This is a genomic window from Gordonia sp. NB41Y (assembly GCF_030718915.1).
Taxonomy (GTDB): Bacteria; Actinomycetota; Actinomycetes; order Mycobacteriales; family Mycobacteriaceae; genus Gordonia; species Gordonia desulfuricans.
The window spans coordinates 3,382,231-3,404,994 of record NZ_CP132196.1 but is presented as its reverse complement, the minus strand read 5'-3'; the positions used below and the strand labels follow the sequence as shown (position 1 = coordinate 3,404,994).

Annotated in this window: 18 protein-coding genes; 4 read left to right on the top strand and 14 right to left on the bottom strand. The window is 69.8% G+C overall.

Translation table 11 applies throughout. The features are described from left to right. Positions 1-19 precede the first annotated feature (19 nt). Positions 20-796 (top strand): dienelactone hydrolase family protein, encoded by a 777-nt coding sequence (locus tag Q9K23_RS14725; RefSeq protein WP_053776310.1) that lies wholly within the window; start codon positions 20-22, stop codon positions 794-796. Positions 797-874: 78 nt separating this feature from the next. Continuing rightward, entirely contained in the window at positions 875-1,612 is a 738-nt protein-coding gene (locus tag Q9K23_RS14720; RefSeq protein ID WP_020791576.1) for a metallophosphoesterase, read from the top strand. Between the two features lie 42 nt (positions 1,613-1,654). On the opposite strand, the gene Q9K23_RS14715 is transcribed toward Q9K23_RS14720, so the two are convergent. The 8 genes from Q9K23_RS14715 to Q9K23_RS14680 form a co-directional block, all read right to left on the bottom strand. Next, on the bottom strand, positions 1,655-4,447 hold the full coding sequence (locus Q9K23_RS14715) for a hypothetical protein (RefSeq protein WP_152972601.1): 2,793 nt from the start codon (positions 4,445-4,447) through the stop codon (positions 1,655-1,657). A 25-nt stretch (positions 4,448-4,472) separates the two neighbouring features. Next, entirely contained in the window at positions 4,473-6,272 is a 1,800-nt protein-coding gene (locus Q9K23_RS14710) for an HSP90 family protein (RefSeq protein ID WP_053776367.1), read from the bottom strand. A 26-nt stretch (positions 6,273-6,298) separates the two neighbouring features. Next, the gene (locus Q9K23_RS14705; RefSeq protein WP_053776308.1) at positions 6,299-7,312 is read right to left on the bottom strand and encodes a YdcF family protein; all 1,014 of its coding nucleotides are present in this window, start codon (positions 7,310-7,312) and stop codon (positions 6,299-6,301) included. A 137-nt stretch (positions 7,313-7,449) separates the two neighbouring features. Beyond that, positions 7,450-8,979: an NAD(P)(+) transhydrogenase (Re/Si-specific) subunit beta gene (locus tag Q9K23_RS14700; protein ID WP_053776366.1), complete on the bottom strand. Its 1,530-nt coding sequence runs from the start codon at positions 8,977-8,979 to the stop codon at positions 7,450-7,452. Between the two features lie 2 nt (positions 8,980-8,981). After that, on the bottom strand, positions 8,982-9,299 hold the full coding sequence (locus Q9K23_RS14695; RefSeq protein WP_053776365.1) for an NAD(P) transhydrogenase subunit alpha: 318 nt from the start codon (positions 9,297-9,299) through the stop codon (positions 8,982-8,984). 11 nt (positions 9,300-9,310) lie between these two features. Then, a complete protein-coding gene (locus Q9K23_RS14690; RefSeq protein ID WP_053776307.1) occupies positions 9,311-10,396 on the bottom strand; it encodes an NAD(P) transhydrogenase subunit alpha in 1,086 nt (361 codons plus the stop codon). 390 nt (positions 10,397-10,786) lie between these two features. Beyond that, positions 10,787-12,130 carry a PE-PPE domain-containing protein gene (locus tag Q9K23_RS14685; RefSeq protein WP_305950172.1) on the bottom strand — a complete coding sequence of 448 codons (1,344 nt, stop codon included), beginning with the start codon at positions 12,128-12,130 and terminating at the stop codon, positions 10,787-10,789. A gap of 76 nt (positions 12,131-12,206) precedes the next feature. Beyond that, positions 12,207-13,805, bottom strand: coding sequence for a molybdopterin-dependent oxidoreductase (locus Q9K23_RS14680; protein ID WP_053776364.1), 1,599 nt, complete (start codon positions 13,803-13,805; stop codon positions 12,207-12,209). 143 nt (positions 13,806-13,948) lie between these two features. Here Q9K23_RS14680 and Q9K23_RS14675 point away from each other — a divergent pair, with 143 nt between their 5' ends. Further along, positions 13,949-15,409, top strand: a complete 1,461-nt coding sequence (locus Q9K23_RS14675; RefSeq protein WP_053776306.1) for an FAD-binding protein — start codon at positions 13,949-13,951, stop codon at positions 15,407-15,409. 40 nt (positions 15,410-15,449) lie between these two features. Here the strand turns inward: Q9K23_RS14675 and Q9K23_RS14670 are convergent, their stop codons facing one another. The 6 genes from Q9K23_RS14670 to nadB all read right to left on the bottom strand — a co-directional run bounded on the left by Q9K23_RS14670 (position 15,450) and on the right by nadB (position 21,292). Further along, positions 15,450-17,750: a heavy metal translocating P-type ATPase gene (locus tag Q9K23_RS14670; RefSeq protein WP_053776305.1), complete on the bottom strand. Its 2,301-nt coding sequence runs from the start codon at positions 17,748-17,750 to the stop codon at positions 15,450-15,452. Further along, the gene (locus Q9K23_RS14665) at positions 17,747-17,935 is read right to left on the bottom strand and encodes a hypothetical protein (protein ID WP_162128740.1); all 189 of its coding nucleotides are present in this window, start codon (positions 17,933-17,935) and stop codon (positions 17,747-17,749) included. Before Q9K23_RS14665 ends, Q9K23_RS14670 begins: the two co-directional genes overlap by 4 nt. 11 nt (positions 17,936-17,946) lie before the next feature. Beyond that, on the bottom strand, positions 17,947-18,150 hold the full coding sequence (locus Q9K23_RS14660) for a heavy metal-associated domain-containing protein (protein ID WP_020793900.1): 204 nt from the start codon (positions 18,148-18,150) through the stop codon (positions 17,947-17,949). A 62-nt stretch (positions 18,151-18,212) separates the two neighbouring features. Further along, positions 18,213-18,506 carry a metal-sensitive transcriptional regulator gene (locus tag Q9K23_RS14655; protein WP_020793899.1) on the bottom strand — a complete coding sequence of 98 codons (294 nt, stop codon included), beginning with the start codon at positions 18,504-18,506 and terminating at the stop codon, positions 18,213-18,215. A gap of 121 nt (positions 18,507-18,627) precedes the next feature. Next, complete coding sequence (locus tag Q9K23_RS14650) at positions 18,628-19,476, bottom strand: hypothetical protein (RefSeq protein WP_053776304.1); 849 nt, start codon at positions 19,474-19,476, stop codon at positions 18,628-18,630. Positions 19,477-19,621: 145 nt separating this feature from the next. Then, complete coding sequence (gene nadB / locus Q9K23_RS14645; RefSeq protein WP_305950171.1) at positions 19,622-21,292, bottom strand: L-aspartate oxidase; 1,671 nt, start codon at positions 21,290-21,292, stop codon at positions 19,622-19,624. Between the two features lie 181 nt (positions 21,293-21,473). Between nadB and Q9K23_RS14640 the strand changes: the two genes are divergently transcribed. Continuing rightward, positions 21,474-22,763: an MFS transporter gene (locus Q9K23_RS14640; protein WP_053776303.1), complete on the top strand. Its 1,290-nt coding sequence runs from the start codon at positions 21,474-21,476 to the stop codon at positions 22,761-22,763. The last annotated feature ends 1 nt before the right edge of the window (position 22,764 follow it).

The following is a 22,764-nucleotide window of genomic DNA, read 5'->3' as shown; positions in this document are numbered from 1 at the left end:
GCGGAAAGAGGACCATCAGATGACCGACACCCGCGGTACGACGATCACCGTCACCACCCCCGACGGAACCGCCGAAGCCTATCTGACACAACCCGTTCCGGACCCCGACAATCCGGGCGGCCCGCTGCCCGGGGTGCTGCTGATCATGGATGCGATCGGTCTGCGGCCCCGGATCGAGACGATGGCCGACCGGATCGCCTCGTGGGGATATGTGGTGCTCGCCCCCAACGTCTTCTACCGCGACGGCGACGCCGCGGCCACCTCGCCCTCGGTGGAGTTCCTCGACGACGAGTCGCGGGCGGAGTTCTTCGCCGGGGCGATGCCGCGCATCCGCCGGCTCACCCCCGACCTCGCGACCCCCGATCTGCGCGCCTACGTCGACGCCCTGCACGCCCGCCCGGAGGTGTCGCCGGGACCGATCGGGGCCACCGGCTACTGCATGGGCGGACGGCTGGCCCTGCTGGCCGGGGCCACCCTGCCCGACGACGTCGCCGCCATCGGGATGTTCCACACCGGAGGTCTCGTCACCGACACCTCCGCCAGTCCCCACCTGTGGGTCACCGACGTGCGTGGCGAGGTGCTCGCGGTGCACGCCGACCACGACCGCTCCCTGCCGCCGGTGGCAATCGCCCGGTTCGAGCACGCCCTGAGCTCCGCCGGCGTGACCCATCACACGACGGTGTATCCGGGTGCCCGCCACGGCTACACGATGTCCGACACCGCCGAGTACAACCACGACGCCGCCGAGCATCATTTCGCGGAACTGCGCAAGCTGTTCGCCCGCACGTTGCACTGAGGGGTGGCGGGCACCCTCACCGTGCCCCGGTAGGCACCTGCGGCTAGCCTCAGGGAAGCCGAGACCGAGGGAGCCCGAGTGTTCGTCGTCGCCCACATCAGCGACCTGCATTTCAACGGGACGCGCTTCAACCGCGCCCGTATCGAGTCGGCGCTCAACTACGTCAACGCGCGCGCCGACGGCATCAACGCACTCCTGATCACCGGCGACATCGCCGACGAGGGCAGCCCGTCGGAGTACCGCGAGGCGCACCGGGTGATCGACAGCCCGCTGCCCACCCTGATCACCGTCGGCAACCACGACACCCGTGAGGGGTTCCGCGAGTTCGTGCTCGGCGAGCCCGGTTCGGCGCCGGTCAACTCCGCACGCCTGATCGACGGTGTGCTGTTCCTCGTCGTCGACAGCTCCATCCCCGGCCGCAACGACGGATTCATCGACGACGACACGCTCACCTGGATGTCGGCGCAGATCACCGCGGCCGGTCCGGACACCCGGGTGCTGGTGGCCTTCCACCATCCGCCCGTGGTGATCCAGATGACCTTCATGGACACCATCCGCCAGACCGGGGAGGAACGGCTCGCCGAACTCGTCGACCAGCACCCGAACATCGTCGGATTCCTGTGCGGTCACGCCCATTCGGCATGTGTCACCCGATTCGCCGGCCGCCCGCTGTGCGTGGCGCCGGGCGTCGCCTCCACCCTCAACCTGCCGTTCGAGGGCCAGGACATCGTCAACCGCGGTCAGCCGCCGGGCGTCGCCTTCCACATGCTCGACGGCGATCGGCTGATCACGCACTTCCGCTCGGTCATGTTCTGACCCCACCCAGTACCCGAGGGGCTCGGTCGGTACCCGGGGGGCTCAGTCGGGCAGTTCGCCGATGAACGTCCGCATGTCGAGCAGCGTCGAGTCGTCCGGGGCATAGGAGAGCCCCTCCGCGATCCGGGCGTCGGCGGCCTGCCGGTCGTCCTGCTGGTACTCCACCCAGGCAGCCGACGCACAGGCGGCCACCACCAGCGGAATCCACCCGTTGTGCCGGGCGGCCTCGAGCGCGGCCGCGAGCAGCACCCGCGCACCATCGGGATCCTCCGCCGCACGGAGGTCCGCGGCGGCGATGTCGACCTGCGCGCGGGTGTAGACGGTCTCCGGGCCGTCGGGCAGCACGGCCAGGAGCCGGCCCGCACGGGCGAGGTGGGCCTCGGCGACGGCGACATCGTGCAGGGTGTGCGACGCCATCGCGGCGCGGCGCAGGGCATCCACCGCATCGACCACCGCCCCGATCGCCTCGAAGACGTCGGCGGCCGCGAGGTAGTCGACGATCGCGGCCGGCGCGTCGTCGACCGCATCGCGCTCGTCGGCCCGGAAGCGCAGCAGCCGCGCCCTGTCGTCCTCGGGGGAGTCCGGCGGGAGCGTCTCCAGCACCGCGGTCACCGTCATCGCGGCCTCGGCGTGCAGGCCCGCCCGCGATTGGGCGGTGGCCATCACCCGCCGGCCACGATCGGCGTGATAGTCGTCGCCGAGGGCGGTCATCCGGTCGGTGACCGGTCCGACGATGTCGATCACCGACTGCGCGTCGTCTCCCCGTTCCACCATCACCCCCGCCAGATCGAGGGCGACGCTGTCGGCGGTGTGGGCGAGTCCTTCCACCGTGAGGACCGCCCGCGCATGCTCGGCATCATCCACCGCGCCGCCGAGATCGCCTGCCGCGAGCCGGATCTCGTAACGATGCATGAGCACCTCGGCACGCTGGACGTAGCGGGAGTGGGTCAGCGCCTCGTCCAGCAGCGGTTCCACCCCGGCCGGGTCCCGCTGCTGCTGATCGGCCGATGCCAGCCGCAACGCCTCGACCAGTTCGGCGCGCGCCTCCATCCGCTGATCCGAACCGGTCGCCGACGCCACGGCGCGACGGGCCGCCGACACCGCGGCGTCGGCGTCGTCGGCGAACTCGAGATCCTGCGACCCGCGCAGATTGGCGCGGGCACGGTGCATCGTGGCCTTGAGCATCCAGGAGTCGGCCACCGGTGAACCCGCGCCCTCACGCAACCGGACAGCGGCATCGGGATCGGCGAGGACGGCCAGTCCCCGGTCGAGGGTCGCGATCGCCGCCGACGTGTCGGTGCCCGAGATCAGCATGGCCCGGATGTTCCAGATATTCGCCTGCCGTTCGGGTTCCCAGCCCGGATCGGGGACGGCATCGGCCGCCGGCAGCGACGACCCGGCGCTCAGATCGACCTCGAGTGCGTCGGCGAGCAACCTCGACTGCATCGCCCAGTGCGGCCGGCCGATCGCCGACGCCCGCTCCGCGGCGGTACGCAGTTCGGCGACCGACAGGTCGGGATCGGTACGCCGACGATCCCAGGCCAGAGCCTGTTCGGCACGGACCCGTTCCAGCTCGGTGAGATCGGAAAGCTTGTCCCGCAACAGTTCCGCACACTGTTCGGCACGACGCTCCGAGACCGGGCGGAAGACGAACATCCCCGACAGCAGGCCGGCGGCATCCCGCCGGGCCACCGGGACCACCTCGGACTCCGGGTATCCGCCGCCCCGCACGGCCAGCAGCCGCTCGGTGCGGTCGGAGATCGCGGTGGTGCGATTGCGGATGTCGAACCGCTGCGCCAGTTCCCGGGCGCGCGTGGCGAATTCGTCGGCGAGTTCACCGACCGGCCGGACACGGGCGGGCTGCGACGGCGAGATACGTTGCGCCACCACGGAATCCGGATCGATTGCGGCCACCGACGCGAACACGGCACCGATCGCCGTCGCCTGCTGCAGCTCGGTCATCGGACTGAACGCCTCGTCGATCCGGTCGAGGTGGCGCAGGACCAGCTGATGTGCGGTGGCGAGCTCGTCGACGTGCAACAGGCCGATCAGCGACTCGGCGGCACGGCCGATCATCGCCGGATGACGCCACACCCGGTCGACGGCGCGGACCGCGGTGACCACGTCGTCGCGGCGGCCCGCGCGCGCATAGGGACCGACCAGCGGATACGACGGCTCGGCCGGGAAGAACCCGCACCGGTTCCCGTTGTCGGCGAGTCCGCCCTCGCCGAGCGACACCGCGTCGTGGTCACGTCCGGCCTCGGCGTAGTACCGCGTGAGGCAGGCCTCGATCCAGTCGTCACAGAATCCCGGTGGCGGCGGCGTACCCAGCATCGGTTCCATGATCTCCACGGCTCGCCCCGGATCGCCCTGGTGGAGCGCGATCTCGGCCTCGACGTATGCCTCGACGGCCGACGGGTCGTAGCCCCCGGCGGTGGCGCGCACGGTCCAGTCGGCGACCAGGGCCCGGATCTGGTCGAAGCCCATCGCCGGCAGTTCGATCGCGTTCATCACGACGTCGGCGAGGTTGACGTACACCTCGAACATCTCGTACTCGTGCAGTCGGAGTTCGGGTCCGCGCGCGTCGAGGTCGGCAAGCATCCAGGCCACCAGCGTCAGCTGGTCCACCGAGGGACCCCACGACGCCGCCGCCATCGCCGCATCGAGCCGGGCGGTGAACATCGTCCGCCGATCCCCGAGCGCGTCGGCCCGGGCGATCAGCGACGGATACGGGGTGAAGTCGTGTTCCCCGGGCCCGCCGTGCCCGTGGCGGGCCTCCCACAGGTCGCGCTGCAACCGCTCGAGCTCGTCGTCATCCCTGGACGGACCGGCCATCGTCACCTCTCGAGGTCTCCATTCTTCACGAGTCCGACTGTGGCGAAGGTGAATTCACCACATCAACGCTCCGCGCGGCGAGATCGGCGAGGATTCCGAGTGCCTCGTCGACCTCCGCGGCCACCACCCCGCTGACCGGTCGGCGGGTACGGATGGCGGCCTGGCCGTAGATGGTCCGCAGCACCGCCCCGCGGACGAGCTCATCGTGGATTCCGTTGAGCCGCTGGATCAGCGGATTGGTCGTGTTGAGCACCAGGGTCGGCCGTCCGTCCACCGGCTCGGTGTCGGTGACCAGGCCCGCCAACGCCGACAACCATGCGTCGGCCTTGCCCTCGACATTGGCCAGCAGCTGCTCACGATCGCGGTCGAGTTGTGCCGAATCATCGGTGATCAGCAGCGCGGCAACCGATTCCGGGGCGAAGGCGCCGATCTCGGCGCGGCAGTCGAAACGCAGCAGGGCACGCCGGGCGGCGTCGAGCAGTACCGCGAACGTGTCGGCGTCGTCGGTGCCGGCCACCCCGATCTGGCCCAGCAGGTACTGCTGGGTGACCGGCTCACAGCTGACGTCGGGGTTCGCGTGGAGCAGTTCCCGGATGACGGCGGTCTCGAAGGCATGACCGGCATTGATCAGTCCCACACCACGATGGGTGAGGATGTCGGCGAGCACCCGGAAGTCGTCGACACTCGAGGTGTATCGCAGCGTGCCGAAGCGGGCGCGGAACGCCGACAACGACATCGGCCCCACATTGGTCTCGTACCGGCAGTGCCGGTCGACGAAGCGGAGCAGTTCCGGTGTCCGGTGGGCGATCGACTTGATCCCCAGTTCGTGGACGGCGAGGAACCGTTCGCGCGCCGAGGTGTGATCACCGAGTCGGACGAGCCAGTCACTCACCTGGGCGGCAAGGCCGTCACGGACCTCGGCGAACAGTTCGTCGCGCACCAGCCCCTCCCGGGATGCGGTGAGCGCCAAGCCCTGTGCGTCGATCACCACCCGCACGAAATAGGCCCAGTCGGGCAGGAGGTCGGCGAGGTCGCCGACGAGCAGCCCCTTGACGTAGCACCGGTGCCCGGCCCGCTGGGTGGGATCCGACGCCGACGGCCGCACGTAGGCCACGCCACGCAACCCGGCCTGGGGCACCGACAACTCGAAGGTCTCGAGCGGGGTGAATCCGAATTCGTCCTGGCAGAAGGCGATCCGCCGGGCCGCACGCTCGCCTGCGTTGAGATCGGCACCGAACGGATCGGCCACGGGGGTGATGGTCTCACCGTTCACCCGGACCGGGGTCCGGCGCAGACCGATGTAGTCGGTGACCAGCCGCCGCACCCGATGGGGATGCAACCATTTCTCGCTGCCGCGCCGGGCACGCAGCCGGATAGTGGTGCCGGGCTCGGCGCGGGTGCCGTCGGCCACCGTGAACCGGCCGGCCACCGACCCAGACCATCCCACCGGCTGCCCGCCGGGCGTGCGGGAGTCGACGTCGATGGCGTCGGCGACGAGGAAGGCGCTGAGCAGCCCCACCCCGAACTGTCCGATGGTGTCCTCGGCGGCGAATCCGAGATCGTCGCGTTTGGAACTGCGCCCGATGGTGCCGAGCAGGTCGGCGATCACCGACCGCGACATCCCGCAGCCGTGATCGTCGATACGGAACTCCACACCGTCTGTCTCGATGGCGATCTCGGTGTCGGCGGTACCGGCGACGGTGTGTGCGTCGAGGGCGTTCTGCACCAATTCGCGAACGTAGACACCCGGATTCGAGTACAGGTTGGTGCCGAGCACGTCGATCAGTGAGCGCAGGTCGACGTCGTAGGCGCCAGGTGAGCTCATGGCGGTCATCCTACGGTGAGCAGGATTCAGCCTCCGGAAGACCCTCCACTGCGCAACTGTTCGAGCACCTTGCCGCCGATCTCACCGAGCAGACCCGGACCCACATCGGGCAGTTCGTCGGTGGACAACAGCGGTTTGCGGGAGGCGGGAAGTCCGGCGGTGCGGGTGGCCTCCACCCGGATACCGGTCTGCTTGTCCTTGGCCAGCGGGGTGGTGTACTTCGCCAGATCGGTGGGAGTGGTCACGGTGCTCACCACTTTCAGCCCGGTCGATCCGAAATCGGCTGCCGCCCTGCGAATGTGGTTGGGCGAGGTGACGAGGACGATGTCGGTGATGCCGCGGGGCCGCAGGATCGGGGCGGTGTTCTGCGCATTCGACACGGTGGAGACCGACTGCTCCTCGGTGACGATCCGCGTGGCGTCGACGCCCTTGCGGATCAGCCAGGCCCGCATCGCACCGGCCTCGGTCACCCCGTTCTGCGGTTTGCCGCCGGTGACGACGATCGGCGCCGACGGCAGCACCTGCGCCTGCGCGAGCCCGGCCTCGAGTCGTTTGACCAGTTCAGGGGCCATCTCACCCTTCGGACTCAACCCGAATCCGAGGATGACGATGGCCGGGTTGCCGGCCACCTGCTGCGGCTGGGTGGCGGGCACGATGGCCGCGGCGGCCGTCACCGCCTCGGTGACCGTTCGCGCGGTTCCGGCGAGCAGCGGGTTGACCACGGCGAGCCGCCGCAGGGCGGCGGACGCGGTGCTCGCATCGTCGACCTGATCGCTCCAGATCGCCTGCAGGGCCAGCGATTGGCCGTCGGCCGGCGAGAGCGTGACCGCCTGCCGGAGGGCGTCCAGGCCGCCGGTCACGTCGCCGGTGCCGAACTTCTGCTGGGCGTCGTTGTAGAGCGTCGCCGGATCGGTGGCCACGGCCACGGTCTGTACCCGCGGATGCTCCCCCACGGGAATCGAGCCCACCGCGGCACCGGTCACGGCCGACGCCACGATCACCCCGGCCGCGACATAACGGAATCGCTTCACTCTGGTCACACCAGTCACTGGCGTAACAGTATCGGTCTTCGGCAACAGCCCGGCACGCATCCGGTGACGGTCCGATAACGCCGACCGCCCCGAGGCCGGTGGCCCCGGGGTGGTCGGAGGGTGTGTACCGCTACCGTACTGCGGTCCTACAGCGCCTTCAGCTCTTCGATCACCGCGTCGACGGACTTCTTCGCGTCGCCGAACAGCATCGACGTCTGATCGAGGTAGAACAGCGGGTTCTCGATACCGGCGTAACCCGAGCTCATACCGCGCTTGAGCACGATCACCGAGCGCGCCTGGTCGACGTTGAGGATCGGCATGCCGTGGATCGGGCTGCTCGGATCGTTACGTGCGGCCGGGTTGGTCACGTCGTTGGCGCCGATCACGATGGCGACATCGGTGCGGTTGAACTCACCGTTGATGTCGTCCATCTCCTTCATCGCGTCATACGGCACATCCGCCTCGGCGAGCAGCACGTTCATGTGCCCGGGCATCCGGCCGGCGACCGGATGGATCGCGTACTTGACCTCCACGCCCTTGCTCTCGAGCAGACTGGCCATCTCCTTGACCGCGTGCTGCGCCTGCGCCACGGCCAGACCGTAGCCGGGCACCACGATGACCTGGTTGGCGTAGGCCATCTGGATCGCGGCGTCGGCGGCCGAGGTGGCCTTGACGGTGCCGCCGGCCGCACCGGCCGCACCCGCACCACCCTCGTCGCCGCCACCGAAGGCGCCGAACACGATGGCCGGGATCGACCGGTTCATCGCCTTGGCCATCAGGTTGGTCAGGATCGAACCCGACGCGCCGACGATCATGCCGGCCACGATCATCGCGGTGTTGTTCAGCGCGATACCCGCAGCCGCCGCGGACAGACCGGTCAGGGCGTTGAGCAGCGAGATGACCACCGGCATGTCCGCGCCGCCGATCGGGAACACCACGAACAGACCCATCACACCGGAGGCGATCAGCAGACCGACGATCCACCACACACTCGCGCCGCCGCCATTGGCGGCGTCGACCGCGAGGAAGATCGCGATCGCCAGCGAGATCACCATCAGCACGATGTTGGCGAGCTGGAAACTCTTGGCCGCCTTGACCAGCGACTTCTCCAGGTTCTTGTTCAGCAGTTCCTGCAGCTTCGCGAAGGCGACCAGCGAACCCCAGAACGACACCGAACCGATGATCGCGGCGATCAGCGAACCGGCCACCACCGGACCGGCCGGGGTGTCACGGAAGTGATGGAACCCGTCGGTCTCGATGAACTCCGCCCACGCGATCAGCGCGACGGTGCCACCACCGACACCGTTGAACAGCGCCACCAGCTGCGGCATGGCCGTCATCTTGGTCTTGAGCGCCGGCGGGATACCCAGTGCCACACCGACGATCAGACCGACGGCGATGAGTACCCAGTTGATGGTCGGCGTCGACGCATCCGACCCGGCCGGGCCACCCAGCTCACCGTTGCGGATCGGGACGTTCAGCATGGTCGCGATGATCGCGATGATCATGCCGATCGCGGCGATCCAGTTGCCGCGCACCGCGGTCTTCGGGCCGGTCAGACCCATCAGACCGTAGATGAACAGACCGAATGCCAGGATGTAGAGCCCCGACACCAGATAGCTCCAGCTCGACGGAGCGGTCTGGGTGGGGACGATGAAGACGTTGAAGATGTCGATGTTCACTTGTCACCGTCCTTCTTCGGTTCCGGACGGCTCTTGAACATGCCCAGCATGCGGTCGGTGACGAGGAAGCCGCCGACCACGTTGAGCGTTCCGAAGACCAGGGCGACGAACGAGATCAGGTACACGCCCCAGCCCGCATTCGGCGGCAGCGAACCGATGACGGCGATCGCACCGAGCACCACGATGCCGTGGATGGCATTCGTGCCCGACATCAGCGGGGTGTGCAGGGTGTTGGGGACCTTCGAGATCACCGCGAAGCCGACGAAGCCGGCGAGCACGAGGATCGCGATGTTGGCCAACAGGCCGGTATACATTCCGGTGACCATCAGGCAGACACCTCCGAATCGCGGGTGACGCAGGCGGACGCGACCACCTCGTCGGTGAAGTCCGGCACCAGCGCACCGTTGTCGTCGAGCATCAGATCGATCAGCGCGAACACGTTCTTCGAGTACAGCTCGGACGCATGCTCGGGCATCGTCGCCGGTAGGTTCAACGGCGAGGTGATCGTCACGTCGTGGCGCACGACCGTCTCACCCGGCACCGTCAGCTCACAGTTGCCACCGGTCTCGCCGGCCAGATCGACCACCACGCTGCCCGGCTTCATGCCCTCGACGGCCGCAGCCGTCACCAGCCGCGGCGCCGGACGACCCGGCACCAACGCGGTGGTGATCACCACGTCGAAGCCCTTGATCGCATCCTCCAGCGCCTGCTGCTGCTGGGCACGTTCGGCATCGGTCAGCTCACGCGCATAGCCGCCCTCACCGGCGGCGTCGATACCCAGATCCAGCCACTGCGCACCCACCGACCGCACCTGTTCGGCGACCTCGGGGCGAACGTCGTACCCGGTGGTCCGACCACCCAGACGCTTCGCCGTGGCCAGGGCCTGCAGACCCGCAACGCCCACACCGAGCACCAGCACCGTCGCCGGCTTCACCGTGCCCGCAGCCGTGGTCAGCATCGGGAAGAACCGTGTCGACAGATCCGCCGCCACGATCACCGACTTGTAGCCCGAGACATTCGCCTGCGAACTCAACGCGTCCATCACCTGGGCACGCGAGATACGCGGGATGGCCTCCACGGCATATGCCTCGACACCCGCGGCCTTCAGCGCACCGATCTTGTTGTCGGAGTTCCGCGGCGCCAGGAAACCGATCAGCTTCTGCCCATTGCGCAACCGCCCGATCTCGGCATCCGACGGCGGCGACACCCGCAGCACCACATCGGCGCTGTAGGGATCACCGATCGTCGCGCCCGCATCGACGAAGTCCTGATCCGGGATCAATGCCCCCAGACCGGCTCCCTCCTCGACGATCACGGGCACCTTCTTGCCCACCAACGAGGCGACCACCTTCGGGACGAGCGCAACACGGCGCTCCCCCGGGGCCGTCTCGCGAACGACACCCACACTCATTATCTTGTTGTCTCTCACTTAGTCGGTTTTGTCGGCAGCGGCGAGCGGCCCGGTCGGGTCACGCTTCGGCCATGCGACGAGGATGCGCCGGGCACGACGCGGTCAGCCGCCGGCCCGACATTCAAGAAAAACGTCCGACGAACATAACATGCGGACATCCGTGGGAGATCACTCAGTTGGTTTGGTCACTTTAGTCTTGACTTACCCGCTGGTACACCAGCGCCCTGTGTTCATCTCGACGTCACCGAATCGGCCCCGACCTCGCGTTATGGGCGGTCGTCGCGAGCCGTGTACGGGTCGGTGTGCGGGACAGACAAAACCGCCGACCCCCCGAGTGGGGGGTCGGCGGGGCGGTGTCGGATGCCGGGGATGCCGGGTCGGCGGGGCGACTCAGTGAGCGGGATCGGCGTCGGCGAGACCCAGCGACACCCCGCGTGCGCCGACGGTGAGCGTGATCCCCGCGATGCTCACCGAGGTCCCGGATGCGTCCTGACGCACGGTCGGCATCGCGCCCGGATTCCGCGGGACCGGATTCGGGGAGACCGCGGCCTGCGGGGCAGGATTCTGCTGGGTGGGATTCTGCTGAGTGGGATTCTGCGGGATGTGATTCTTCTGGGCGGTCGCCTGCCGCTCGTGGGCGACGGCGTCGGGATCGGTGACCGGTGCCTGCAGCCCGAGCGAGTGCATCCACGCCTGCTGGATCTCGCGCGGGGTGGCGATGCGTCGCCCGGCCGCATCGTGTGCGGCCTGCCCGGGCACGGGTACCGGGACGAGCCGGTCGAGGGTGGCGTCGAAGTCCTTCGGGAGCCGAACTCCGTTGCGCCGCAGCTCGACCCCCCAGGGGTTGCCGGCGTCGAGCACCACATAGGTGGTGTTGCCGACCGTCCATGTCCGCTCCACCGGATAGGTGTTGACCTGGTCGCCGAGCTTGCCGTGGATGGTGGCACCCGGGATCAGGTAGAACGCCGAGGCGAACGGGTCGACAAGCGGATTTCCCATGCCGCACACCGCATCCCCGCGCACGCAGTACTGGATGACGTCGATGTCTCCGGTAGCGGACTCGTCCCGCGGACCGTTGGTGAACAGACCCGGGATAACGCTCGGCATCACCGCCTCCACCCCGGTCTCCGGGAACCGGGTGTCGGCACCGGAGATCACGACGAGGTGGTCGTCGCCGATGGCGCCGGGGACGCCGGCCTGCGACTGCCGATGGAGCCGGTAGGCGGCGTTCATCGCCACCGGGGCGCTCTGCGAGTAGCCGTTGAGGATGACCGAGCCGGTGGAACCCTGTGCAGCCCAGGCCTTTCGGGCATCCGAGATCGCCTCCCGGGTGCCGTCGTCCACCGAGTCGTTATAGGTGCCCTCACCGAGCAGATCGATCGTGCGACCGAATGCGTTGAACCCGAATGCCTGCGGGTAGTTCACGAAGCGGACATCGGGCCGGAACGGGTCGTAGAAGCCGATCCCCACGGTGCGGCCGTACTGCGCACCGCCCACCGCCGAGCCGCCACCGACGATGTCGGCACCGGTGACCGCGACCTCGTCGCCGGTCCCGGGGGTCAGGATCACCGTCGCGTCGCGGCCCAGGTCTTTCGGCAGCCAGCCCGGCTGGGCGCGCACCACGGGCGTCGCGGGCTCGTCGGTGGCCGCTCCCGCCGGTGCCCACGAGGACGCCGGTGCCCACAAGGACACTGCCGCACATGCCGCCGCGGCCGCCGTCGTGATCCGGCGCATGTCGCGGCGCCTGTCCGCAGATCGTCTTTCCACAGCTAATTGTTTAGCAAAACGATCTTTTGCCGAGCCGGTCAGCTCAGGTCACGGTGAACTGACGGGAGTGCAGACCGGTCGCGCCGTCGGGCACCGGGTCGGCGATCTGCGAGGTCTGCACCCGCCCGTCCTTGCCCACCGCACGGCAGGCGACCCGGTGCACACCGGGCGTCGCAGCCCAGTCGAAACGCCACAGCCGCCAGGTGTCCTCGCTGTAGTCGGCGGCGAGCGTCGCCGGCTGCCACGGACCGTCGTCGACGCGGACCTGCACCGCCTCGATCCCGACGTGCTGACACCACGCCGTGCCCGCGATCACCACGTTCCCGGCCGGCAGGTCCCCCCTCGACGACGGCCGGTCGATCCGCGAGGCGATCTTGATCGGGCCGGTCGCCGACCACCCGCGATCGGTCCAGTACGCGCGTGCCTTGGAGAAGGTGGTCAGCTCCCAGTCGACGACCCACTTGGTGGCCGAGACATAGCCGTAGAGGCCCGGCACCACCTGCCGAACCGGGTATCCGTGTTCGATCGGCAGCGGCTCGCCGTTCATCCCGATCGCCAGGAGCGCATCCCGGTTGTCGGTGATCGCCGAGACCGGGGTGCCACAGGTCCAGCCGTCGGAGCTGGTCGAGAGCAGCATGGTGGCGCCGGGCCGCACGCCGGCACGCTCGAGCAGGTCGGCCATCCGCACGCCCAGCCACCGGGCATTGCCGATCAGGTCGCCACCCACCTCGTTGGACACGCAGGTCAGGGTCACCAGACGTTCGGTCATCGGCATCGCGACCAGGTCGTCCCAGTCGAGGGTGAACTCCTCGTCGACCATCCCGTGTACCCGCAGGCTCCACCCCTCGGTGGTCAGCCGCGGTACCTGCAATGCGGTGTCGATGCGATAGAAGTCGGCGTTGGGGGTGACGAAGCGGGTGGCGCCCGGCACGTGCAGATCCGCATCGGCGGGAACCGGCGGCGCGGGGTGCGCCGGGGTCGGCAGCAGCACCCGGGCACGGTCGGCGACGGTCGCGGCCGCATCGGCGATCAGGGCCCGCCCGATCGCACCGACGGCGGCCGCACCCGCCGCGATCGCCGCGGCGGTGATGACGAAACGCCGCGACACCCCGGCGTCGGCGGTCTCGGTGGTGTCGGTGCCGTCGGTGGCGGTGGCGGTGGCGGGCGTGGTCCCGCGAGCCCCGATCAGCCCGATCAGGACGCGCAGCACCACCACGCCGACGATCGCAGCGGCGATCGAGGGCACCGCGAACGACGCCGTCGATCCGGGACGGCCGAGTGCGGCGAGGACCCCGAGGAGACCGAAGACCGCGATCACCACCGAACCCACCGGCGGCCACCGGCGTTCGAGCAGCCCGCATCCGGCGGCGATCAGGGCGATGATCACCGCCATCCCGGTGAACAGGGCGACCTTGTCGGAGGTGCCGAAGGTGGTGATCGCCCACTCCCGCACCGCGGTCGGGGTGTGGTCGACGACGGTGGAGCCGACGGCGAGGAAGGGGGTCGCGTCGGGTGAGACCATCACCGCGACCAGTTCACCGGCGGCCAGCGCCGCACCCACCGCGATCAGTCCGGCGACCAGCGCGGCCACCGTCGACGCGCCGATCCCGGTGGGTGATCGACGGCCGGTCGCGGATGTCATGTCCCCTTGATACGCCTGCCCGGCCACCGCGGACAGGTGCACGGTCCCGGCGTCGATCGGACGCGCGACACCGGCCCGCCACCCCCGGGACAAAACTGCAACAAGTTCTAGAACAAGTTCTAGTTCTTGGTTACGCTGTCGGCATGGCAGCTGGCACCGAGATCCCGGACACCGTCGCCCTCGGCGACGTCACAGAATTCAGCGACGAGGTCGACGTCGTCGTCATCGGCCTCGGCATCGCCGGCGGATGCGCCGCGGTCGAGGCGGCCTCGCACGGCGCCCGGGTCGTCGTACTCGAGCGGGCGGCGCAGGCCGGGGGCACCACCGCCCTGGCCGGCGGACACTTCTATCTCGGCGGCGGTACCGCGGTGCAGCAGGCCACCGGCCACGCCGATTCCGCCGAGGAGATGGAGAAGTACATCACCGCGGTGTCGGCGCACCCCGACCCGGAGAAGATCCACGCCTACTGCGTCGACAGTGTCGACCACTTCGACTGGCTCGAGGCCCTCGGCTTCACCTTCGAGCGCAGCTACTACCCGGAGAAGGACGTCGTCCAGCCCGAGACCCAGGGGCTGATGTACACCGGCAACGAGAAGGTGTGGCCGTTCAACACGATGGCCGTACCCGCACCGCGCGGCCACAAGGTCCCGGTGCCCGGCGACACCGGTGGCGCCGCGATGATCGTCGACCTGCTGGTCAAGCGGCTCGCCGAGCTGGGTGTGGAGGTGCGCTACGAGACCGGTGCCCGCAACCTCGTCGTCGGCACCGACGGCTCGGTGGCCGGGGTGGCCTGGCGTGCCCTCGACGGCACCGAGGGGGTGATCGGCGCCAAGGGCACCGTGATCGCCGCGGGCGGCTTCGTGATGAACTCCGAGATGGTGGCCGAGCATGTGCCGTGGCTCGCCGAGAAGCCCTACGTGCTCGGCAACACCTACGACGACGGCCTCGGCCTGCGGCTGGGGGTGTCGGTGGGTGCCGTGCTCGAGCACATGGACCAGGCGTTCTGCACCGCCCCGCTGTATCCGCCGGCGATCCTGCTCACCGGGATCGCGGTGAACAAGGACGGCGAACGCTTCGTCGCCGAGGACTCCTATCACTCACGGACGTCGGCCTTCGCGCTCGAACAGCCCGAGTCCAGGGCCTACCTGATCGTCGACGAGACCCACCTCAAGCGTCCGCGGATGCCCCTGGTGCCGCTGCTCGACGGCTTCGAGACGATCGCCGAGATGGAGGAGTCCCTGGGTATCCCGGCCGGAAGGCTGCAGGCGACGCTCGATCGCTACAACGCGAACGCCGCCCGCGGTGAGGACCCGGACTTCCACAAGGCGCCGGAATTCCTCGCCGCCCAGGACAACGGCCCGTGGGCGGTGTTCGACATGAGCCTCGGCAAGGCGATGTACGCCGGATTCACCATGGGCGGCATGTCCACATCGGTCGACGGCGAGGTGCTCGACGCCACCGGCACACCGATCGGCGGCGTGTACGCCGCCGGTGCGTGCGCCGCCAACATCGCCCAGGACAGCAAGGGTTATGCCAGCGGCACCCAACTCGGTGAGGGCTCCTACTTCGGGCGCCGGGCGGGCCGGCACGCCGCCGCCCGTTAGGCCCGAGAGCACCGGCAGCCAGGCCTGAGAGCACCGGCAGCTAGGCCCGAGAGCCGCCGATCTCGGATCGGAATCGCCTCAGCCGCAGACTGTTCGCCACGACGAAGACCGACGAGAAGGCCATCGCCGCACCGGCGATCATCGGATTGAGCAGTCCCGCGGCGGCCAGCGGCAGCGCGGCGACGTTGTAGCCGAACGCCCAGAACAGGTTTCCCTTGATCGTGGCAAGGGTCCGGCGCGACAACCGGATCGCGTCGATCACCTTGCGCAGATCGCCGTCGACGATCGTCAGGTCGGCGGCGGCGATCGCCACGTCGGTACCGGTCCCCATCGACAATCCGAGGTCGGCCTGCGCGAGGGCGGCGGCGTCGTTGATGCCGTCCCCCACCATCGCGACGGTGTGACCCTGCTGCTGGAGCTCGACGACGGCGGCGACCTTCTCGTCGGGGCGGACCTGGGCGATCACCGTCTCGATGCCGACCTGTGCGGCCACGTGCCGGGCGGCGCCCGGGTTGTCGCCGGTGAGCAGCACCGGGGTGAGGCCCATCCGCTTGAGCTCCGAGATCGCCTCTGCCGACGTGGGTTTCAGTTCGTCGCCGACGACGATCACCCCCTGCGCGGAGGGGACGCCGGAGCCGTCGGCGGCGTCGATGGTGACGATCACCGCGGTGGCACCCCGCTCGTGGGCGGCGTCGACCGCCGTCCGCAGGGCCGCCGGCAGGCTGTCGGCGAACTCGCGCGGACTGCCCACCCGAACGGTGGCACCGTCGACGATGCCGGTCACGCCCACACCCTCGGTACTGCGGAACCCGCTGACCGACCCGACCGGAAGATCTTGTGCGGCTTGGACGATCGCGGTGGCGATCGGATGCTCGGAGGCGGCCTCGACGGCGGCTGCGGCGGCGAGCACCCGGCTGGTGGTGGCGTCGTCGGCGGCGCCGGTGGCATCCACCGCATGGACCCCCGACACCTGCATGACGCCGGTGGTCACGGTGCCGGTCTTGTCCAGCACGATGGTGTCGACCTGCCGGGTCTGCTCGAGCACCTCGGGGCCGCGCAGCAGGATGCCCAGTTGCGCACCACGTCCGGTACCCACCATCAGCGCGGTCGGGGTGGCCAGACCGAGTGCACAGGGGCAGGCGATGATCAGTACGGCCACCGCCGCGGTGAACGCCAGGCTCACCCCGGAGCCGTCGGCGACGGCGGCACCGAGCCAGAAGCCCAGTGTGGCAACGGCGATCGCGATCACCACGGGGACGAACCAGGCCGAGATGCGGTCGGCGAGACGTTGGGCCGCGGCCTTGCCCGCCTGGGCGTCGGCGACCATCTTGGCCATCTGCGCGAGGGCGGTGTCGGCGCCCACGTGGGTCGCCCGCACCACGAGCCGTCCGCTGGTGTTGAGCGTGGCCCCCACCACGGTGTCGCCCTCGGTGGCCTCCACCGGCACCGACTCGCCGGTGATCATCGAGGTGTCCACCGCCGACGAGCCGTCGACGATGACGCCGTCGGTGGCGATCTTCTCGCCGGGCCGGACGACGAATTCGTCTCCCACACCGAGCTGTTCGATCGGGATGCGGGTCTCGACGCCGCCGCGCAGCACCACGACGTCCTTGGCGCCGAGTTCCATCAGCGCGCGCAGTGCATCGCCGGCGCGACGCCGGGCCCGCTTCTCGAACCAGCGGCCGAGCAGCAGGAAGGTGGTGACGCCGGCGGCGGCCTCCAGGTAGATGTTGGCGGCGCCGTCACCGCGCTGCGGGACGAGGTCGAATCCGTGGGTCATCCCCGGTTCGCCGGCCGTCCCCAGGAACAGCGCATACAACGACCACCCGAAGGCGGCCAGGGTGCCGATCGACACCAGCGTGTCCATGGTGGTGGCGCCGTGGCGGAGGTTGATCCAGGCGGCACGGTGGAACGGGTAGGCGCCCCAGACGACGACGGGTGCGGCCAGGGTCAGCGACAGCCACTGCCAGTAGGTGAACTGCCAGGCCGGGACCATCGCCAGGATGATCACCGGCACCGTCAGCACCGCACTGATGACGACGCGTCGGCGCAGTTCGTCGAGCTCGGGATCGGTGTGGCCGGCGCCGTCGGCGGAGTCGTCGGCGACCGGATGGTCGTCGACGGGATCTGCGTCGTATCCGGCCGACCGGATCACGTCGATCAGATCGGTCGGGGTCAGCTCCGCCGGATAGTCGACCTGGGCGCGTTCGGTGGCGAAGTTGACCGTGGCGCTGACGCCGTCGAGCTTGTTCAGCTTGCGCTCGATACGACCGGCGCACGATGCGCAGGTCATGCCCTCGATGTCCAGATCGATGCGGGCATTGGTGCTGGTGGTGGTCATGGGTGGCCCCCGTGCGGGTCGGTGGCGGGTCGGTCCCCGACGGTCGTCGGGGCCTGGTGGGTGCCCTGGTGCGGGGCGGTGTCGGTGGCCGGTCCGACCGTGTGGCCGATCGCGAAGGCGATGGCGAACACGGCGGCGAGCATCACCGCGAATGCGGCGACCCGCACCGCCGTGTTGGTCGCCATCGCGTTCAGGGTCATGCCAGCTGGTATCCGGCCTCGGTGACGGCCTTCTCGACGTCGGCGCGCTCGAGTGGTGCATCGCTGCTCACCTCGACGAGCCCGCCCTCGAGGGTCACCTCGACACCGGTCACGCCGGCGATCTCCTCGATCTCCTCACGCACCGACGACGCGCAGTGGCCGCAGGTCATGCCGGTGACGGTGTAGGTCTGGGTTGCCATGTTGTTCTCCCTGTGGGATCGGGCCCGGAGTCGGCCTCCGGGCGGCGGTGGATCGGGTCGGGTCAGGACTTGACGAGCCGGGCGATCGCCTGGACGGCCTCGTCGACCTTGGCGCGGCCCTCGGCATCCCCCTCCTGCGCGGCTCGCACCACGCAGTGGTTCATGTGCTCCTCGAGCAGACCGAGGCTCACCGCCTGCAGTGCCTTGGTCATCGCGGACACCTGGGTGAGGATGTCGATGCAGTACTGCTCTTCCTCGACCATCCGCTGCAGACCGCGGGCCTGCCCCTCGATCCGGCGCAGACGCTTCAGATAGTCGTCCTTGCGCTCGATGTATCCGTGTTCGGCGTGGTCCACGGCGCCTCCGTTCCTGGTACCCCCTACTGGTATACACCGGAGTACGTGGAAACGCTACCCCCCTAGGGTATTCAGTTCGGGGTGTGCGTCACCCACGGGAGACCGACGGGAGGACCTGGCGTCAGGCGCGCCGCATCACATCGGCGAGACGGCTCAGCGCCGCCGCGACGTCGGCGAGCGCATCGCCCACCGCGGTCAGACGCGCCGCGTCGGAGTCCGGGCCCGAATCCTGCGGAGCCGGCACCGGAAGTCCGCGTGCGGGCGTCGGCGTGGCGTCCGGTTGGGGATTCATCACCGAGGTCGCGTCGCCGAAGCCGTGATGATGCCCGCGATAGGGCACCTGATCGGCGGGCGGCACCGAATCGGTGGAACGCCGGCCACCGCGATATCCGGCATCCGCGGGTGTCCCGGCGGGTGCGCTCACCGGCGCAGCGGGTGCAGCGGGTGCGCTCACCGGCGGCGGAGTGGTCTCCGGCGGCGGGCCCGGCTGCCGGTGATCGGGCAGCCGATGTGCGCCACTGGGTCCGCTGACCGGCAGATCCCCGGTCGAGGGACCCCGGTGGATCGGGGCGGCCGTATGCGGGAGCGGGGCACCGGAGCGTGAGGGCGCGGGTCCGGCCGGGCGTCCGGCGGCCGCCCCCGACATCGCGGTCGGCGCGTGGCCGTTGGACCGCGCGAAGATGTGCGGGCCACCGTGACCGTGGAAGAACAGACAGGCACCACCCTCACGGGTGCCCACCGGACACGGATTGCGTTCGATCAGGGACTGGGCCCGCGGGTCGAAGTCGTTCCACTCCAACCAGAATCGGCGGCCCGGAACCGGATACGTGCCCCCGTCGGTGGCGTGATTGCCGTGGTGTCCGGCACCGAGGCGGCACTGCAACATCCAGCCCGCGGATTCCGGAAGCCCCAGCGCTCGTCGTTCCGTCGACGAGCTCACCACCGTCGACCAGCAACCCTCGCCGTCCATCGAGCCCTCCGTTCCAACGCCCCACCGCGCCGTCACCGCGCACATTTCGTACCGGATGTGAATCGGTCACCGTCAGACCGCCGGCGATCACCATCGCGACAATGGCGGAGCCCGCGGCCAGTCTACGAAGGAAGCGGTCGGGTTGCTACCCCGGGCTCACCGCGAGCTCGTCGCTGCCGATCTCGGTGACCACGCCCCCGGCGAGGGCGAAGATCCGAGAGCCGGAATGGTCGGCGGTGTGCGGGAAATCGGACCGTACATGCGACCCGCGCGACTCCGCACGAGCCGACGCCGCGGCCACCACCGCGCTCGCGACCAGGGTCAGCGAGGCGTCCTCGGCGTCGGCGACGGTGACCATCTCACGACGCGGTGCGTGCTGCAGCAGGGTCGCCACCTCGGCCAGCCCGGAGGCATCCCGGCGCAGTCCGACGTGACGTCCCATCGCGTCCTGCAGGGCGGTCCGCTCCAGGGCGGGCAACAGCTCCGGGACGGGTGCCACCGACGATGCACCATGACCGACCGGCCGGTCATGGTGCCCACCGGCCTGTGCGGCGGCCACCACCGCGGCACGCCCGCCCATCACCAGACCCTCGAGCAGACTGTTGGAGGCGAGCCGGTTCCCACCGTGCAACCCGGTGCGGGCCACCTCCCCGGCCGCGAGCAGACCGGGCACCGATGTACGGGTCTCGGTGTCGGTGACGACGCCGCCGCACAGATAGTGGGCACCCGGTACCACCGGGATACGCCCCGAGGTGATGTCGAGACCGGCCGCCCGCACCCCGGCGGTGACCGTCGGGAACCGGCGTTCGACGTCGTCGACGCCGGTGACGTCGAGGTATACGCAGGGTTCACCGGTACGGTCCATCGCCGCCCACACCGCATTGGCGACCACATCGCGCGGCGCCAGATCACCCAGCGGATGCACATCCGCGGTGACCGAGCGTCCCCCGGCGTCCACGAGACGTCCGCCCTCACCCCGCAGGGCCTCGGTGATCAGGGTGCGCCGGCCGCGCTCGCCACCGGTGAAGAGCATGGTCGGGTGGAACTGGATGAACTCCAGGTCGGCGACACGCGCCCCGGCGCGCAGGGCCAGACCGATACCGTCGCCGGTGGCGCCGGCCGGATTGGTCGTGGCCGGGTAGAGATGGCCGACGCCCCCGGTGGCCAGCAGCACCGTCGGGGCGGTGACCACCTCGTCGCGCACACCCCCGTCATGTCCACCACCGGCGAGGATCGTCCGGCATGCCAGCCCCGCCACCCGCCCGTCGACGTCGGTGAGCACCCGCGTCACGAAGGTGTCGTCGCGGCAGTCGATCTCACCTGTCGCCCGCGCCGCGGTCAGGGCCGCACCCAGGGTTCGCTGCAGGTGCGCCCCGGTCGCATCCCCACCCGCATGCAGGATGCGGCGCACGCTGTGGCCCCCTTCCCGGGTGCGCGCATAGGCGCCGGTGGCGTCGCGGTCGAATCGCGCCCCCCGCCCGATGAGCTCGGCCACGGCCGCCCATCCCCCGGCGAGGATCTCACCGGACGCGGCGGCATCGGTCAGCCCGGCGCCCGCGGCGAGGGTGTCGTCGAGATGCCGGCGGACCGAGTCGAGCGGATCGTCCGGCGCGACGACGGCGACGCCGCCCTGCGCATAGAAGGTGGAGGTGGCCTGTTCGGCGCGGTCGGCGTCCCACCGCGGCCCCTTGTGCACGACGACGACGCGCAGACCCAGTGCCGCCGCCGACAGCGCCGCGGTCAGCCCGGCCACTCCCGCGCCCACCACGACGAGATCGGCACTCGTCGACACCGCGCCACCAGTCACGCCGCTCATCCCGTTCTCCGTTCGCCGGTTCCCCTCGGGACAACCCTCCGGGGGTGTTTTCGATTCCCAGTCGAAAACCTCCCCCGAGGCTACGCCGACACGCCCGTGGCCGACAGGGCCGGTTCTCGACGGTCGTCGACCTCATCACACTCATGTGCGCAGATGCGCACATGAGAGATACGATCCCCTGGTGCATCCCCTCCTGCGGAATCCGGTCTTCACCCGCCTCTACCCGGCCCAGGTGATCTCCCTGGCGGGTACCGGACTGATGACCGTGGCACTGGGCCTGCTGGCCTACGACCTCGCCGGCACCGACGCCGCCCAGGTCCTGGGCACCGCCCTGGCGATCAAGATGGTCGCCTACGTCGCGATGGCCCCGCTGATGCGCGCGCTGGTCACCCGGCTCCCGGCCACCGGCGTGCTGATCGGCGCCGACGTGGTCCGCGTGGGCATGGCCGCATGTCTGCCGTGGGTCACCGGCACCTGGCAGATCTACCTGCTGATCTTCGCGCTGCAGACCGCCTCGGCCACCTTCACACCCACCTTCTCCGCCGCCATCGCACGCGTCGTCCCCGACCGCGACCAGTACACGGTCGCGGTGTCGGCCTCCCGGATCGCCTACGACCTCGAGGCGCTGACCAGCCCGCTCCTGGCGGGCGTCGCACTGCTCGTGCTCCCTTATTCCGCGCTGTTCGCCTTCACCGCAGCAGGTTTCGCCGCATCGGCACTCCTCGTCGCCGGCTCGGGTCTGCGTCGTCTCGACCGATCGGACCCGCCCGCGCTCCCCGACGACACCGGCACCGTCGCCGACCGGATCCTGCGAGGCATCCGGATCATGCTGTCCCGCAGGTCGCTTCGTGGTCTCATTTGGATCGACGTCGCCGTCGCCGCGGCCACCGCGATCGTGCTGGTCGGCACCGTCGGCTATGTCCGTGGCGATCTCGGCGCCGACGACACCGCGGTCGCCCTGGCCCTGGCCGCCTTCGGGATCGGTTCACTGGCAACCACATTCACGGTTCCGATGATGCTGCGACGGTTCGGCCCGATGCGGGTGATGGTCGCCGGCGCGGCCCTGGCCACCACCGGATTGGCGATCACCACGGCATGGTCGTACACCGGCCCGCAGCCGACCGCGCTGTTCGGCACCTGGGTGGTGCTCGGGGTGGCCACCTCGATGATCGGCACCACCATCCCGCGCACGATCCGCGACCACACCGACGCCGACCGCGACGACGTCTTCACCGCCCAGTTCTCCACCTCGCATGCGGCCTTCCTGCTGACCTATGCGATCGCCGGATGGGGACCCGCACTGATCGGGACCGCCGCCGCGGTGGGTGTGCTGGCATTGCTGGGCGCGGCCGCCACCGTGGGTGCGGCCCGCTGCTGGCGCCGGGTGACCGCCCCGAACGTCCCGGCCGCCGGGATCGACTCGCCTACGATGGACCCGACGGTCTGCGCACGGCAACCGGCGACCCGGTAGA

Bases quoted from the DNA above. Each gene is read 5' to 3' on its own strand.
- Q9K23_RS14725 (WP_053776310.1), top strand. From the start codon at position 20: ATGACCGACACCCGCGGTACGACGATCACCGTCACCACCCCCGACGGA.
- Q9K23_RS14715 (WP_152972601.1), bottom strand. From the start codon at position 4,447: ATGGCCGGTCCGTCCAGGGATGACGACGAGCTCGAGCGGTTGCAGCGC.
- Q9K23_RS14710 (WP_053776367.1), bottom strand. From the start codon at position 6,272: ATGAGCTCACCTGGCGCCTACGACGTCGACCTGCGCTCACTGATCGAC.
- Q9K23_RS14695 (WP_053776365.1), bottom strand. From the start codon at position 9,299: ATGTATACCGGCCTGTTGGCCAACATCGCGATCCTCGTGCTCGCCGGC.
- Q9K23_RS14690 (WP_053776307.1), bottom strand. From the start codon at position 10,396: ATGAGTGTGGGTGTCGTTCGCGAGACGGCCCCGGGGGAGCGCCGTGTT.
- Q9K23_RS14685 (WP_305950172.1), bottom strand. From the start codon at position 12,130: ATGCGCCGGATCACGACGGCGGCCGCGGCGGCATGTGCGGCAGTGTCC.
- Q9K23_RS14680 (WP_053776364.1), bottom strand. From the start codon at position 13,805: ATGACATCCGCGACCGGCCGTCGATCACCCACCGGGATCGGCGCGTCG.
- Q9K23_RS14675 (WP_053776306.1), top strand. From the start codon at position 13,949: ATGGCAGCTGGCACCGAGATCCCGGACACCGTCGCCCTCGGCGACGTC.
- Q9K23_RS14670 (WP_053776305.1), bottom strand. From the start codon at position 17,750: ATGACCACCACCAGCACCAATGCCCGCATCGATCTGGACATCGAGGGC.
- Q9K23_RS14665 (WP_162128740.1), bottom strand. From the start codon at position 17,935: ATGGCGACCAACACGGCGGTGCGGGTCGCCGCATTCGCGGTGATGCTC.
- Q9K23_RS14660 (WP_020793900.1), bottom strand. From the start codon at position 18,150: ATGGCAACCCAGACCTACACCGTCACCGGCATGACCTGCGGCCACTGC.
- Q9K23_RS14650 (WP_053776304.1), bottom strand. From the start codon at position 19,476: ATGGACGGCGAGGGTTGCTGGTCGACGGTGGTGAGCTCGTCGACGGAA.
- nadB (WP_305950171.1), bottom strand. From the start codon at position 21,292: ATGAGCGGCGTGACTGGTGGCGCGGTGTCGACGAGTGCCGATCTCGTC.